This is a genomic window from Pseudoxanthomonas spadix BD-a59 (genome assembly GCF_000233915.3).
Lineage (GTDB): Bacteria > Pseudomonadota > Gammaproteobacteria > Xanthomonadales > Xanthomonadaceae > Pseudoxanthomonas_A > Pseudoxanthomonas_A spadix.
In genome coordinates, this window is sequence record NC_016147.2 from 411,571 (window position 1) to 426,660 (window position 15,090).

Sequence of the window (15,090 nt, forward strand, 5' to 3'; positions counted from 1 at the left end):
TACCGATGCCGCTTCGCTCGCCGTTGCCGGTGTTGCCGGTGTTGCCGGTGTTGCTCTTGCCCTTACCGAGTCCCGAGTCCCGAGTCCCGAGTCCCGGCTTTGGAGCGGCCGCATGATTGCCGCGGCGCGTGAACGCCGGCTGCAGAACACCGGCGACCTGGCCCAGGTCTTCCGCCGCGTGCACTTCGTCGGCATCGGCGGCTCGGGCATGAGCGGGATCGCCGAAGTGCTGTGCACGCTGGGCTACGAGGTGTCTGGTTCCGATGCCGCGGAAAATGCCGCGACCAGGCGGCTGGTGTCGCTGGGCGCGCGGGTGATGCGCGGCCACAATGCCGCCAACGTGCTGGGCACCGATTGCGTGGTGGTCTCCAGCGCGATCAGGGCCGACAACCCCGAGCTGATGGAGGCGCGCAGCCAGCGCATCCCGATCGTGCCACGGGCGATGATGCTGGCCGAGCTGATGCGCTTCCGCCGCGGCATCGCCGTGGCCGGCACCCACGGCAAGACCACCACCACCAGCCTGACCGCGGCGGTGCTGAGCGAAGGTGGCCTGGATCCGACCTACGTGATCGGCGGCCAGCTGCTCTCGGCCGGCGCCAATGCCAAGCTCGGCGATGGCCAGTGGCTGGTGGCCGAGGCCGACGAGAGCGACGGCAGCTTCCTGCGCCTGAGCCCGCTGATCGCGGTCATCACCAATATCGACGCCGATCACCTGGAGAACTACGGCAACGACTTTGCCCGGGTCCAGGCCGCCTTCGCCGAATTCCTGCAGCGCCTGCCGTTCTACGGCCTGGCGGTGCTGTGCATCGACGATCCGGAAGTGGCCGCGCTGGCCGCCGAAACCCCGCGCCACGTGATGACCTACGGCCTGTCCGACAACGCCGACATCCGCGCCGAAAACGTGGTCCAGCAAGCGGGCCGGATGCGCTTCACCCTGCGCCTGCCCGAGGATGTGTCGGTCAACGTCACCCTGGCCCTGCCGGGCAGGCACAACGTGCTCAACGCGCTGGCCGCGGCCGCGGTCGGCTGGCAGCTGGGCGTGCAGCCGGGCACGATCGCCCGCGCGCTGGCCAACTTCTCCGGCATCGGCCGCCGCTTCAACGACCTGGGTGCGATCGACACCGGCCGCGGCGCCACGGTGCAGCTGATCGACGACTACGGCCACCACCCCAACGAGCTGGCCGCGGTGTTCGCCGCCGCCCGCGGCGGCTGGCCGGACAAGCGCCTGGTGGTGGCCTTCCAGCCGCATCGCTACAGCCGCACCCGCGACCAGTTCGACGCCTTCGCCGCGGTCCTGAGCGAAGTCGATGCGCTGGTGCTGAGCGAGGTCTATCCGGCCGGCGAAGCGCCGATCGCCGGCGCCGATGCCAAGTCGCTGGCGCGCGCGATCCGGGCGCGCGGGCGCAACGAACCGGTCGTGGTCAGCCAGGTCGGCGAGCTGCCGGCGGTGCTGCCCGACGTGCTGCAGGACGGCGACCTGCTGCTGATGATGGGTGCCGGCGACATCGGCCATGTGGCCCAGCAGATCGCCGCGCAGGGCTTTTCGAAGGGCACCGACGCATGAGCGCGCCGTCCTTCCCGCCGCCGCGCAACACCGATCCGGCCGCGTTCGGTCGGGTTGCCGTGTTGATGGGCGGGACCTCCAGCGAGCGCGAGGTGTCCTTGAACTCGGGGCGCAACGTGCTCGAGGCCTTGCAGGCGCGGGGCGTGCAGGCCCATGCGGTCGATGGCCTGCCGGCCCTGCTGGAACAGATCCGGGCCGGTGCCATCGATCGGGTGTTCAACATCCTGCACGGCGGCGACGGCGAAAATGGCGTGCTGCAGGGCCTGCTGTCGGCGCTGAAGGTGCCCTTCACCGGGCCGGGCGTGCTGGGCAGCGCCCTGACCCTGGACAAGATCCGCACCAAGCAGGTGTGGATCGCCTCGGGCCTGCCGACCCCGGCCTTCCGCCGCATCCGGCGCGGGGACGACCTGCGCGCGGCGGCGGCCGAGCTGGGTCTGCCGGTGTTCGTCAAGCCCTCGACCGAAGGCTCCAGCGTGGGCGTGTTCCGGGTCCTGGCCGAGCAGGACCTGCAGCCGGCCATCGACTTCGCCGCCGGTTATGACGGCGAGCTGCTGATCGAGCAGATGGTGCAGGGCGAGGAATACACCGTCGGCATCCTGGACGGGATCGCGCTGCCCTCGATCAGGATCGTGCCGGCCGGAGCCTGGTACGACTACCACGCCAAGTACATCGCCGAGGACACCCAGTATCTGTGCCCGGGCCTGTCCGGCCAGGAGGAAGCGCAGATCCGCCAGTTGTCGCTGGCTGCCTTCGAAAGTGCCGCCTGCAGCGGCTGGGGTCGGGTGGATGTGATGCGCGATGTGTCACGCGGCCTGCAGTTGATCGAAGTGAACACCGCGCCGGGCATGACCAGCCATTCGCTGGTGCCCAAGGCGGCGCGCCAGGCCGGTATCGGTTTCGAGGAACTGTGCTGGCGCATCCTGGAATCCACCTTTCAGGCGCGCCCGGCATGAGCAACGTGCTGCGCGTGCTGACCTGGATCCTGGCGCTGGCGCTGGTCGCGCTGCCGGTGGTGGCCGTGTTCAACGGCTGGATCGGCGCCGAGCGCTGGCCGCTGACCCGGCTGCGCGTCAGCGGCGCGCTGCATCGGGTGGATCCGGCGCAACTGCGCGCGGTGGTGATGCCGTACGCACAGCGCGGGTTCTTTGCCGTGCAGCTGAGCCAGGCCCAGGACGCGGTCGAACGCCTGCCGTGGGTCGAACGCGCGCAGGTGCGCAAGCGCTGGCCCGACACGCTGGAAGTGATCGTGGTCGAGCACAAGCCGTTTGCGCGCTGGGGCAGCGATCGCCTGCTGTCGGTCGAAGGCGCGTTGTTCCCGGTGCCGCGCAACGTCGACGCCAGCGCGCTGCCGCAGCTGGGCGGCCCCGACGCGCAGGTGGGCGAAGTGGTGGCGCTGTACAACGAGGCCAGCGCCCTGTTCGCGCCGATGGGCCTGAAGGTCGATGCGCTGGTGATGGATGCGCGCGGCAGCTGGTCGCTGAAGCTGGGCAGCGGCCTGGACGTGGTGATCGGCCGGGCCGATGCGCGCCCGCGCCTGCAGCGCTTCGTGCGTCTGCTGCCGCGTCTGCTGGGCGACCCGCGCACGCTGCAACGGGCGGACCTGCGCTACACCAATGGCTTCTCCCTGACCTGGGCCGAGCAAAGCCGGGACCCGGGACTCAAAAGCGGGGACTCGGGACCCGGGACTCCGGACTCGGTAAGCGCGCGCGCAACAGCGACACCGGCGACGGCGAGAGAAGCGGCATCGGTATGGAACGCGCGGGCACCGCTTTTGCGGGTCCCGGGTCCCGGGTCCCGCGTCCCGGCTTTGTCCTCATCCGCCATTTCCAGCAGGACGACATGAACCGCAAAGGCGACAAATCCCTGATCGTCGGACTGGACATCGGCACCTCCAAGGTGACGGCGCTGGTCGGTGAATATTCGCCCGGCAACCCGATCGAGGTGATCGGCATCGGCAGCCATGAATCGCGCGGGCTCAAGCGCGGGGTGGTGGTGGATATCGAATCGACCGTGCAGTCGATCCAGCGCGCGGTGGAGGAAGCCGAGCTGATGGCCGGCTGCGAGATCCGCTCGGTCTATGCCTCGATCTCCGGCGCCCACGTGCAGTGCAGGAACTCGCCGGGCATCGTCCCGATCCGCGACGGCGAGGTGACCTGGTCGGACCTGGATCGGGTGCTGGATGCGGCCAGGGCCGTGGCCATCCCCGCCGACCAGAAGATCCTGCACGCGATCCCGCGCGAATACGTGCTGGACAATTCCCAGGAAGGCATCCGCAATCCGGTCGGCATGACCGGCGTGCGCCTGGAAGTCCATGCACACCTGGTGGTCTGCGCGCAGTCGGCCGCGGCCAACATCTCCAAGTGCGTGCAGCGCTGCGGCCTGCAGATCGACGACCTGATCCTGTCCTCGCTGGCCTCCTCGGTGGCGGTGCTGACTGCCGACGAACGCGAGCTGGGCGTGGTCCTGGTCGACATGGGCGCCGGCACCACCGACCTGGCCGTGTTCGTGCAGGGCGCGATCTGCCACACCGCGTCGCTGCCGATCGCCGGCGACCACGTCACCAACGACATCGCCCACATGCTGCGCACGCCCACCCCGGAAGCCGAGCAGATCAAGGTCCGCTACGCCTGCGCGCTGGCCCAGCTGGCCACCGCCGAGGAAAGCATCCAGGTGCCATCGGTCGGCGACCGTCCGCCGCGGCGGATGCCGCGCCATGCGCTGGCCCAGGCGGTGCAGGGACGCTACGAGGAGATCTTCGAGATGGTCCAGGCCGAGCTGCGCCGCTCGGGTTTCGAAGAGCTGGTCCGCGCCGGCATGGTCCTGACCGGCGGTGCCTCGAAGATGGAAGGGGTGGTCGAGCTGGCCGAGGAAATGCTGCAGATGCCGGTGCGCATCGGCATCCCGCAGCACGTCACCGGGCTGGGCGAAGTGGTCGGCAACCCGGTCCACGCCACCGGAGTGGGCCTGCTGCTGATGGGCAGCCAGATCGAACATCCGCGGCGCCCATCGCTGCCCACCGGCAAGGCCGGCAGCTTGTTCAAGAAACTGCAGAACTGGTATCGCGGCGAGTTTTGAATCAGGCCGGGACTTGGGGCTCGGGAACCGGGACCCGGGACCCGGGACTCGGAAAAGCGGAGAGCGGAGAGCGGAACGGAGGGCGGAAAGAACGAGCGCAAATCGCCGGCGCGAAGGCCGGGCAGGGCAAGGGAAAGCAGCTTTCCCGAGTCCCGAGTCCCGAAACCCGAGTCCCGGCTCCAAGCAAAAATCGCCGGCGCGAAGGCCGGGCAGGGTACGGGAAAGCAGCTTTCCCGAGTCCCCAGTCCCGAAACCCGAGTCCCGGCTCCAGGCAACAAGCGACATCCACCAGAAAAATCGCCGGCGCGAAGGCCGGGCAGGGTACGGGAAAGCGGCTTTCCCCAGTCCCCAGTCCCGAGTCCCAAGTTCCGGCCTCAATGAGGACAACGGACATGGCACATTTCGAACTGGTTGAAACGATGATCCCCAACGCGGTGATCAAGGTCATCGGCGTGGGCGGCGGCGGCGGCAACGCCGTGGCGCACATGGTCAGCAGCAGCGTGGAAGGGGTGGAATTCATCACCGCCAACACCGACTCCCAGGCCATCAAGAACTGCGGCGCCAAGCTGCAGCTGCAGCTGGGCGGCAATGTCACCAAGGGCCTGGGCGCCGGCGCCAACCCGGAAGTGGGCCGCCAGGCCGCACTGGAAGACCGCGACCGCATCATCGAGGCGCTGACCGGCGCGGACATGGTGTTCATCACCGCCGGCATGGGCGGCGGCACCGGCACCGGCGCGGCGCCGGTGGTGGCCCAGCTGGCCAAGGAAATGGGCATCCTGACCGTGGCGGTGGTCACCAAGCCGTTCCCGTTCGAGGGTCGCCGCCGCATGCAGGTCGCGCTCAAGGGCATCGAGGAACTGTCCACGCACTGCGACTCGTTGATCACCATCCCCAACGAGAAGCTGATCACCGTGCTGGGCCGCAACGCCACCATGATCCAGGCCTTCCGCGCCGCCAACGACGTGCTGCTGGGCGCGGTGCAGGGCATCGCCGACCTGATCGTGCGTCCGGGCCTGATCAACGTCGACTTCGCCGACGTGCGCACGGTGATGAGCGAGATGGGCCTGGCCATGATGGGCACCGGCGTGGCCCGTGGCGACGACCGCGCCCAGGCCGCGGCCGAAGCGGCGATCCAGAACCCGCTGCTGGACGATGTGAACCTGGCCGGCGCCAACGGCATCCTGGTCAACATCACCGCAGGTCCGGACTTCACCATGGCCGAGTTCGACGAAGTCGGCCGCACCGTGGAAGGCTTCGCTTCGGAGGACGCCACCGTGGTGGTGGGCACCGTGCTCGATCCGAACATGCAGGACGAAGTGCGGGTGACCGTGGTCGCCACCGGCCTGAACCGCGCCGCCGTGCGCCAGCCGGTCCGCACCGGCGCCGACCTGGGCGGCAGCTTCCAGCGCGAGCCGGTGCGCGCACCGATCAAGCTGGTCCGTGACGCCACCACCGGCATGCCGATCGATGCGGTGGCCATGCCCAACACCACCACCAGCAAGTCCGATCCGGTGGTCGGTGCGACCCAGGGCCTGGGCCTGCGCCGCAATGCGGGCGAAGCCACTGCGCCCAGTGCCCCGGCCGGTGCGGCGGAGCTGCCGGACAACTACCTGGATATCCCGGCGTTTCTGCGTCGCCAAGCGGACTGATGCCGTCCATGGCGGAACAGATGCGACTCCGGATAGGCCTGCCCGGCCATCCATGGCCGGGCGTTCGCCGGCACGCGAGGCCGTGCCTGGCGTGTGTGCCGCTCACCCAGGCCGACTGATTCACCCGTCCGCAGCGCCTGCGTGCCGCCAGTGGGACCGGCGGCGGCTGCGCAAGGGCGGCAGCGTTACCGTGTCACCGTGTCATGTCCCTTGGTTTTCCGTCGGGCCGGCGTACCCGGTCCGGCGGGCTTTTTCCTGCAGCGGCACCCGGGCACCCTTTCGACGTCGAAGGGATTACTGTCCTGTCCCGTACAGATTCACCCGCCTGCGTGCTATTCTCACGAAATCTTGACGTTGGGTTCCTCCAACTGCGATCCATGATTCCCCAGCGCACCCTCAAAAACGTGATCCGCGCCACCGGCGTGGGCCTGCACAGCGGCGAAAAGGTGTTCATGACCCTGCGCCCGGCCGCGCCCAATACCGGCGTGGTGTTCCGGCGCGTCGATCTTGAGCCGGTGGTGGAGATTCCCGCCGATGCCACGCTGGTCACCGAGACCACCCTGTGCACCGGCCTGAGCTGCGGAGCGGCCAAGGTGCAGACGGTCGAGCACCTGCTGTCGGCCTTGGCCGGCCTGGGCGTGGACAACGTGTATGTCGAGCTGTCCTCGGCCGAGCTGCCGATCATGGACGGGTCGGCCAGTCCGTTCGTGTTCCTGCTGCACTCGGCCGGCATCGTCGAGCAGAACGTGCCCAAGCGGTTCATCCGCATCCTCAAGCACGTGGAAGTGCGCGATGGCGACAAGATCGCCAGCTTCGATCCTCATGAAGGCTTCAAGCTGGGCTTCACGGTCCAGTTCGACCATCCGATGATCCCGGCCTCGCAGTCGCGCGCCGAGGTGGACTTCTCCACCGGCGGCTACATCAAGGAGGTGGCGCGTGCGCGCACCTTCGGCTTCATGCGTGATCTGGAATACATGCGCGAACGCAACCTGGGCCTGGGCGGCTCGATGGACAACGCGATCGTGCTGGACGAGTTCCGCGTGCTCAACGACGACGGCCTGCGCTACGCCGACGAGTTCGTGCGCCACAAGATCCTGGACGCGATCGGCGACCTGTACCTGGCCGGACATCCGATCCTGGGCAGGTACGAGGGCTTCAAGTCAGGCCACGCGCTCAACAACGCCCTGGTCCGCGCGCTGTTGGCCCAGACCGATGCCTGGGAAGAAGTCTCCTTCGGCCCCGAGGTCCGGGAAACGGCCCCGGCCCTGTACGGCGCGCCGCTCCTGGCGCACTGAACTGCGGCGGCGATCTGGCCATTCTGTGAATCCTGTCGCCTGAACAGGCGCCGGATAACTTTTTTATAACCTCGATCTAACGACTCGCATCCCTCGGGCCGGTAGGATGCCCCGTCCTTGCACTGGCGCTTAACTTTTCGCGCCAGTGTGCGGGCCCTGTTTCACGATAGATGACTCGGCGGCCACGGATTCCTCGAGCATGGCCAGTGCCACCCGCAGCGCCTGGCGTGCGGTCGGCGAAGGCCCCTGGGTCGGCGGACCGGCTTGCGCGGTCGGAAACAGGGGGTGCACGGACGTTCGGGCGGTCACGGAGTTGACCCCTAAACCGAGGGATCGGGCCATTTCGACCAGTTCGGCCGACGCCAGGCGCAGCCTGGCGTTCCACACCGGCGAGTCGACCACGAAAACAAGACGGTCGCCCGCGATGTTGGCAAGCCGGCAGTGCTCCGAAAGGGGAAACGGCAGGCAAGGGCGAAGTTGCTGTTCCAGCGCGTCCAGCCGCAGGGCATGACGCAATGGGTCGGCGGCAGACGACGCCATCGCGGCCTCCAGGGCCGGGAGCGGACTCGCCGGACGACGCGGCTGGGACTTTGGATGGGGCATCACAGATCCATGAGTTTCAACAACATTGTTCACAATACGCGCTCCTGGGTGAGCCATCACCTGCGCCTGCGCACTGCGCAGATGCGGCGCTTCAGCCACACCCGCCCACTGCTGAGCGCGGGGATCCTGGTGGCCGGTGGAATGATGCTGGGGCTGGTCGGGCGCAGTGCCTTCGGCATGGCCCAGGTGTCCTGGCTGCAGGCCAGGACCGAGCGCCAGCAGGCCGAACTGGACCAGGTCAAGCGTGGCGCCCAGCAGGAAATCAACGCCATGTCCGCGCGCCTGGGCGAGCTGCAGGCCCAGGCCAACCGGCTCAACGCACTGGGCGAGCGCCTGACCCGGATCGGCAAGCTGCAGGACGGCGAGTTCAACTTCGACGAGCCGGTCGGCGTCGGCGGTCCGGAAGGTGCCACCAGCGACATGCCGCCGGCTGCGCTGGCCGACGGCCTGGACCAGTTGCAGGGCAGGTTTGACGCCTCCGGCCAGCAGCTGTCGGTGCTCGAATCGCTGCTGTTCAACCGCCAGCTGGACCGCAATGCCACGCCTTCGCGCATGCCGCTGGCCAACACCTACATCACCTCCGGTTTCGGCGGTCGGGCCGATCCGTTCGGTGGCGGCGGCGAGCGCCACAAGGGCATCGACTTCAAGGCCAGCGTGGGCGATCCGGTGCTGTCGGTGGCCGACGGCGTGGTCAGCTTCGCCGGCGCGCGCAGCGGCTACGGCAACGTGGTGGAAGTGGACCACGGCAACGGCTACGTCACCCGCTACGCCCACAACTCGCGCCTGGTGGTCAAGCCGGGCGACCTGGTCCGCGCCGGACAGACCGTGGCCAGGGCCGGTTCGACCGGGCGCTCGACCGGGGCGCACGTGCATTTTGAAGTGTGGGAAGACGGGCGCGTGGTCAATCCGCGCAAGTTCCTGGGTGAGAACACCACACCCCTGGGCGGGCGCGGCCGCGGGTAGGAGCAATTGTCTCGCGTGGGAGCCGCCATGGCGGCGAGGGATGTACCGGGAAAGCTTCATCGCCGCCATGGCCGCTCCCACCCAGCGAGCAGCCTGCAGCCTGGGCTGCTTCCGTGCCGGGCGCCTTGATTCGTCCGGTGGCGCCCCAAGCTACAATGCCGTGTTGCCGGAACCGGGCCCCGTGCGCCCTGTTTCGCTTTTCGGCGCCTGGCCTTGGGGATGCAACGAGGCCTGCCGGCGCCGACGCTCCTTCCCATTCCGGTTCCTTCTTTCATGATCAACAGCCTGCTCACCCGCGTCTTCGGCAGCCGCAACGAACGCCTGCTCAAACAGCTCGACCGCCTGGTGGTGCGCATCAATGCACTGGAACCTGAAATCCAGAAGCTCAGCGATGATGAACTGAAGGCCAAGACCCCCGAATTCCAGAAGCGCATCGCCGATGGCGAAGCGCTGGACAAGCTCCTGCCCGAAGCCTTCGCCGTGTGCCGCGAGGCCTCCATTCGTGTGCTGGGCCTGCGCCACTACGATGTGCAGCTGGTTGGCGGCATGGTCCTGCACCTGGGCAAGATCGCCGAGATGCGCACCGGCGAAGGCAAGACCCTGGTGGCCACGCTGCCGGTGTACCTCAACGCGCTGGAGGGCAAGGGCGTGCACGTGGTCACGGTCAACGACTACCTGGCCCGCCGCGACGCGGCCCAGATGGGCAGGCTGTACAACTGGCTGGGCCTGAGCGTGGGCGTGGTCTATCCGGGCATGGCCCACGGCGACAAGCGCGCCGCCTATGCCGCCGATATCACCTACGGCACCAACAACGAATTCGGCTTCGACTACCTGCGCGACAACATGGCCATGGCGCGCGAAGACCGCCACCAGCGCAGCCTGCACTACGCGATCGTCGACGAGGTCGACTCGATCCTGATCGACGAAGCGCGCACCCCGCTGATCATTTCCGGCCCGGCCGACGATTCGCCGGAGCTGTACATCCGGGTCAACCGGATCGTGCCTTCGCTGGTCAGGCAGGAAACCGAGGAAGGCGGGGGCGATTACTGGGTGGATGAAAAATCCAAGCAGGTCCACCTGTCCGAAGCCGGCCAGACCCATGCAGAACAATTGCTGCGCAGCGCCGGCATCCTCAGGGACGACGAGGACGACGGCCTGTATTCGCCGCAGAACCTGGGCGTGGTCCACCACCTCAATGCCGCCCTGCGCGCGCACGCCATCTACCAGCGCGACGTGGACTACATCGTGCGCGATGGCGAGGTGGTGATCGTCGATGAGTTCACCGGCCGCACCCTGGTGGGGCGGCGCTGGTCCGATGGCCTGCACCAGGCGGTGGAGGCCAAGGAAGGCGTGCCGGTCCAGCGCGAAAACCAGACCCTGGCCAGCATCACCTTCCAGAACCTGTTCCGCATGTACGGCAAGCTGGCCGGCATGACCGGCACGGCCGACACCGAGGCCTACGAGTTCCAGAGCATCTACGGCCTGGAAGTGATCGTGATCCCGACCCACCGGCCGACCATCCGCAAGGATTTCCCGGACCAGGTGTTCCTCAACCGCACCGGCAAGTTCAACGCCGTGCTGGCCGACATCCAGGACTGCTACGCGCGCGGCCAGCCGGTGCTGGTGGGCACCACCTCGATCGAGACCTCGGAGATGCTGTCCGAGCACCTGCGCAAGAACAACGTGCCGCACGAAGTGCTCAATGCCAAGCAGCACGAGCGCGAGGCGCAGATCGTGGCCAACGCCGGCCGTCCGGGCGCGGTGACCATCGCCACCAACATGGCCGGCCGCGGCACCGACATCGTGCTCGGCGGTTCGCTGGAGGCCGAACTGGCCGCACTGGGCGAGGACGCGCCGGAGCTGGACATCGCCCGGGTCAAGGCCGACTGGAAGACCCGCCACGAGCAGGTCAAGGCCGCCGGCGGCCTGCACATCGTGGGCACCGAACGCCACGAGTCACGGCGCATCGACAACCAGCTGCGTGGCCGTTCCGGGCGTCAGGGCGACCCGGGTTCCTCGCGCTTCTACCTGTCGCTGGAAGACAACCTGATGCGCATCTTCGCCAGCGACTGGGTGCAGAAGGCGATGAAGCTGATCGGCATGAAGGAGGACGACGTGATCGAGGATCGCCTGGTCAGCCGTCAGATCGAAAAGGCCCAGCGCAAGGTGGAAGCGCACAACTTCGACATCCGCAAGAACCTGCTCGACTTCGACGACGTCAACAACGACCAGCGCAAGGTGATCTACGCCCAGCGTGACGAACTGCTGGACGCCGAGTCGGTCAAGGACAACATCGATGGCATCCGCGCCGATGTGGTCGCCGATCTGGTGGCGCGCTATGTGCCGCCCAATTCGATCGACGAGCAGTGGGACCTGGCCGGGCTGCAGGCCGAGCTGGCGTCCGAGGCCGGCATCGACCTGCCGATCACCCAGTGGCCGCAGCAAGCCGAGGAACTGGATGCCGAGCGCATCCAGGCGCGCGTGCGCGAAGCGCTGGATGCGCATTTCGCGCAGAAGGAAGCGCAGATCGGCGCCGAAACCATGCGCGCGCTGGAAAAGCACGTGATGCTGACCGTGCTGGACAAGGGCTGGAAGGAACACCTGGCGCGCATGGACTACCTGCGCCAGGGCATCCACCTGCGCGGCTACGCGCAGAAGCAGCCCAAGCAGGAATACAAGAAGGAAGCCTTCGAGCTGTTCTCGGAGATGCTGGAGAACGTCAAGCGCGAGGTGGTCACCATCCTGGCGCGCCTGCGCATCCGCAGCGAGGAGGAAGTGGCCGAACTGGAGGCGCAGGAGCGCCGACTGGCCGAGGCCCAGCAGCGGGCCATGCAGTTCCAGCATGCCGACACCGGCGGTTATGTCGCCGAGGAGAGCGAAGCGCGCGCCCAGCGCGGCGAGGGCGCTGCCGGCGCCCAGGCGCAGGCCGCCCAGGCGGCCGCCGCCGGCCTCCAGGGCACGATCCTGCGCGAGCAGCCCAAGGTCGGCCGCAACGATCCGTGCCCCTGCGGCAGCGGCAAGAAGTACAAGCACTGCCATGGCCAGCTGAACTGACCAAAGCGCGGCTTTCAGGTCGCGGCGATGTGCGTGTCATCGATCCAGCCAACGTCTGCACCTGCGCGACAAACACGCGGGTGACGGCCGCCGCACGAAGAAACAACCTCAGCGCTTGCGCGCCTTCTTCGCCGCCGCAAAAGTGGGGCACGTGGGCGATGGCATGCAGGCGCCCATGAAGCGCGGTCGATGGGCGGGGTGGCGTCGTCGGTCGGCATGATGGGCGAGGTTCCACAGGCGGCAAGCCAGGCATGCAAGCGTCAACAAGGCGTGCCCGGGGGCGTCGATGTCGCAGCCGGTGAGAAGCCCATCGCGCAGCCTGCGTGTCCAGCCCCGACAGGACCCACCGCCATGGCCCACCGACCCAGAGATGTCCACGCTGCTTGCCCGGCCGATCCGTGCCTGGAGCTGGTGCTGCGGACGCTTGCACTGACCGGGCTGAGCCTGGTGCTGCTGCTACCGGGCGGACGCGGCAGCACCGAACTGCTGGGCTGGACCCCGCTGTGGCTGGCCGGCCTGCCGCTGGTGGCGTGGTGGTCGCTGCACCGCTTCCGCCTGCCAGCCTGGCCGAAGACCCGCCCCGCCGCCCGGGCTGCACTCGCCGTCTCGGTACCGTCTGCCCGGGTTGCCGTGCAGGCCCGTCGACGCCGGCCGCGGCCAGCCAGGATGCCACGCGCGGCCTGACCTTCGGCACGGGATGTCGGGCGCAAGGCCTGTGCTAGCGTGCGGCGGCCATCTGCCTTGCACGGAGACCCGCCTTGAACCCACTCGCCCTTGCCCTGCTTGCCGGCCTGGCCGCCGCCAGTGCCACTGCCAATGCCCAGGAGACCGCCATGACCGACGACCCGTACCAGTGGCTGGAAGAGGTCGAAGGCGCCAGGCCGCTGGCCTGGGTCAAGGAACGCAACGCCAGAACCGAAGCCGAATTGGCCGCCACCGCGCAGTTCAAGCAGCTGGAAGCCGACATCCGCACCATCCTGGATTCGGACGCCAAGATTCCCTACGTGGAGAAGATCGGCGACTTCTACTACAACCTGTGGAAGGACAAGGACCACGCACGCGGCGTCTGGCGCCGGACCACGCTGGCCGAATACCGCAAGCCCAATCCCACCTGGGAGACGGTGCTGGACATCGACGCACTCAACGCCGCCGAGCAGGAAACCTGGGTCTGGCACGGCGCGCAATGTCGCAAGCCGGACAACACCCGCTGCCTGATCGCGCTCTCGCGCGGTGGCTCCGATGCCGACGTCAGCCGCGAGTTCGACCTGATCACCAAGACCTGGGTCGAAGGCGGCTTCTACCGTCCGGCGGCCAAGGGCGGGCTGGGCTGGATCGATGCGGACACCGTGTACGTCTACTCCGATTTCGGCGAAGGCAGCCTGACCCATTCGGGCTATCCGCGCATGGTCAAGGAATGGAAGCGCGGCACGCCGCTGGCAGCGGCCAAGGTCGTCTACGAAGGCAAGGCCGATGACATGTACATCGCCGCAGGCCACGATCCCACCCCGGGCTTCGAGCGCGATTTCGTCACCCGCACCATCGCCTTCTACAACGATGAGCTGTACCTGCGGGACAAAGGTGGGGCGCTGGTCAAGGTCGATGCACCCAACTCGGCGCGCAAGTCGGTGCACCGCCAATGGCTGGGCCTGGAGTTGCGCGAGCCGTGGACGGTGGGCGGCAGGACCTACCAGGCCGGATCATTCCTGGTCACGCGCTTCGACGCGTTCATGGCCGGCAAGCGCGAGTTCGACGTGCTGTTCGAGCCCACCGACACGACCTCGCTGGCTGGCGTCACCTTCACCGCTGACCACATCGTGCTTAACGTCATGCACGACGTGAAGAACCGCCTGAGCGTGCTGACCCACCGTGATGGCATGTGGATCTCCAGGCCGCTGCAAGTGGGCGATGTGCCGTTCGGCGCGATCAGCGCCAGCGCCGTGGACAGCCAGGAATCCGACGCGCTGTGGCTGACCGTCACCGACTACCTGACCCCGACCACCCTGCTGCTGACCGATGTCGGGCAGCCGCAGGCCAGGATCGAGCCGCTCAAGGCCATGCCGGCGTTTTTCGACGCCTCGGGCGATGTGATCGAACAGCACTTTGCCACCTCCAGGGATGGCACCCGGGTGCCGTACTTCCTGGTGCGGCCGAAGGACCTGAGCTTCGATGGGGCCGCGCCGACCCTGCTGTATGGCTACGGTGGCTTCGAGATCTCGTTGACACCGGGCTATTCCGGCGGCATCGGCAAGGGCTGGCTGGAAAAGGGCGGTGTGTACGCGGTGGCCAACATCCGTGGCGGCGGCGAGTATGGCCCGCGCTGGCACCAGGCCGCGCTCAAGGCCAACCGCCACAAGGCCTACGAGGACTTCGCCGCGGTGGCCCAGGACCTGGTCGCGCGCAAGGTCACCTCGCCGGAGCATCTTGGCGCCCAGGGCGGCAGCAACGGCGGCCTGTTGATGGGCAACATGCTGACCCGGTATCCGCAGCTGTTCGGCGCGATCGTGGTGCAGGTGCCGCTGCTGGACATGAAGCGCTACAGCCACCTGCTGGCCGGGGCTTCATGGATGGCCGAGTACGGCGATCCCGATACCGGCGACTGGGATTACATCAGGACCTTTTCGCCGTACCACCTGTTCGACCCGGGCAAGACCTACCCGCCAACGCTGTTCATGACCTCCACGCGCGATGACCGGGTCCACCCGGGCCACGCGCGCAAGATGGCGGCCAAGATGCTCGACGCCGGCAAGGACGTGCGCTATTACGAGAACATCGAAGGCGGCCACGGCGGTGCAGCCGACAACGCGCAGGCCGCGCACATGAGCGCGCTGGCCTACACCTTCCTGTGGGATCAGCTGAGCAAGTAAGGCGCCGGCATCACCCCGCGCGT

General features: G+C 67.9%; 11 protein-coding genes. 10 read left to right on the plus strand and 1 reads right to left on the minus strand.

The window, feature by feature from the left end:
* Positions 1 to 112 precede the first annotated feature (112 nt).
* From murC to lpxC, 6 genes are all read left to right on the plus strand, one after another.
* Positions 113 to 1,564 (plus strand): UDP-N-acetylmuramate--L-alanine ligase, encoded by a 1,452-nt coding sequence (gene murC, locus DSC_RS01825; RefSeq protein ID WP_014159408.1) that lies wholly within the window; start codon positions 113 to 115, stop codon positions 1,562 to 1,564.
* Positions 1,561 to 2,517 carry a D-alanine--D-alanine ligase gene (locus tag DSC_RS01830; RefSeq protein ID WP_014159409.1) on the plus strand — a complete coding sequence of 319 codons (957 nt, stop codon included), beginning with the start codon at positions 1,561 to 1,563 and terminating at the stop codon, positions 2,515 to 2,517. Before murC ends, DSC_RS01830 begins: the two co-directional genes overlap by 4 nt.
* Positions 2,514 to 3,407, plus strand: coding sequence for a cell division protein FtsQ/DivIB (locus DSC_RS01835; RefSeq protein WP_014159410.1), 894 nt, complete (start codon positions 2,514 to 2,516; stop codon positions 3,405 to 3,407). Before DSC_RS01830 ends, DSC_RS01835 begins: the two co-directional genes overlap by 4 nt.
* On the plus strand, positions 3,404 to 4,639 hold the full coding sequence (gene ftsA / locus DSC_RS01840; RefSeq protein WP_014159411.1) for a cell division protein FtsA: 1,236 nt from the start codon (positions 3,404 to 3,406) through the stop codon (positions 4,637 to 4,639). Before DSC_RS01835 ends, ftsA begins: the two co-directional genes overlap by 4 nt.
* A 392-nt stretch (positions 4,640 to 5,031) precedes the next feature.
* Positions 5,032 to 6,288, plus strand: a complete 1,257-nt coding sequence (gene ftsZ, locus DSC_RS01845) for a cell division protein FtsZ (protein WP_014159412.1) — start codon at positions 5,032 to 5,034, stop codon at positions 6,286 to 6,288.
* Positions 6,289 to 6,665: 377 nt separating this feature from the next.
* Positions 6,666 to 7,583: a UDP-3-O-acyl-N-acetylglucosamine deacetylase gene (gene lpxC / locus DSC_RS01850; RefSeq protein WP_014159413.1), complete on the plus strand. Its 918-nt coding sequence runs from the start codon at positions 6,666 to 6,668 to the stop codon at positions 7,581 to 7,583.
* A 129-nt stretch (positions 7,584 to 7,712) separates the two neighbouring features.
* On the opposite strand, the gene DSC_RS01855 is transcribed toward lpxC, so the two are convergent.
* On the minus strand, positions 7,713 to 8,123 hold the full coding sequence (locus DSC_RS01855) for a DciA family protein (protein ID WP_014159414.1): 411 nt from the start codon (positions 8,121 to 8,123) through the stop codon (positions 7,713 to 7,715).
* Between the two features lie 72 nt (positions 8,124 to 8,195).
* Here DSC_RS01855 and DSC_RS01860 point away from each other — a divergent pair, with 72 nt between their 5' ends.
* From DSC_RS01860 to DSC_RS01875, 4 genes are all read left to right on the plus strand, one after another.
* Entirely contained in the window at positions 8,196 to 9,149 is a 954-nt protein-coding gene (locus DSC_RS01860; protein WP_014159415.1) for a M23 family metallopeptidase, read from the plus strand.
* Positions 9,150 to 9,422: 273 nt separating this feature from the next.
* Positions 9,423 to 12,203: a preprotein translocase subunit SecA gene (gene secA / locus DSC_RS01865; protein WP_014159416.1), complete on the plus strand. Its 2,781-nt coding sequence runs from the start codon at positions 9,423 to 9,425 to the stop codon at positions 12,201 to 12,203.
* Between the two features lie 351 nt (positions 12,204 to 12,554).
* Positions 12,555 to 12,887, plus strand: a complete 333-nt coding sequence (locus DSC_RS01870; protein ID WP_043290329.1) for a hypothetical protein — start codon at positions 12,555 to 12,557, stop codon at positions 12,885 to 12,887.
* Positions 12,888 to 12,961: 74 nt separating this feature from the next.
* A complete protein-coding gene (locus DSC_RS01875) occupies positions 12,962 to 15,067 on the plus strand; it encodes a prolyl oligopeptidase family serine peptidase (protein ID WP_014159418.1) in 2,106 nt (701 codons plus the stop codon).
* Positions 15,068 to 15,090: the final 23 nt, after the last annotated feature.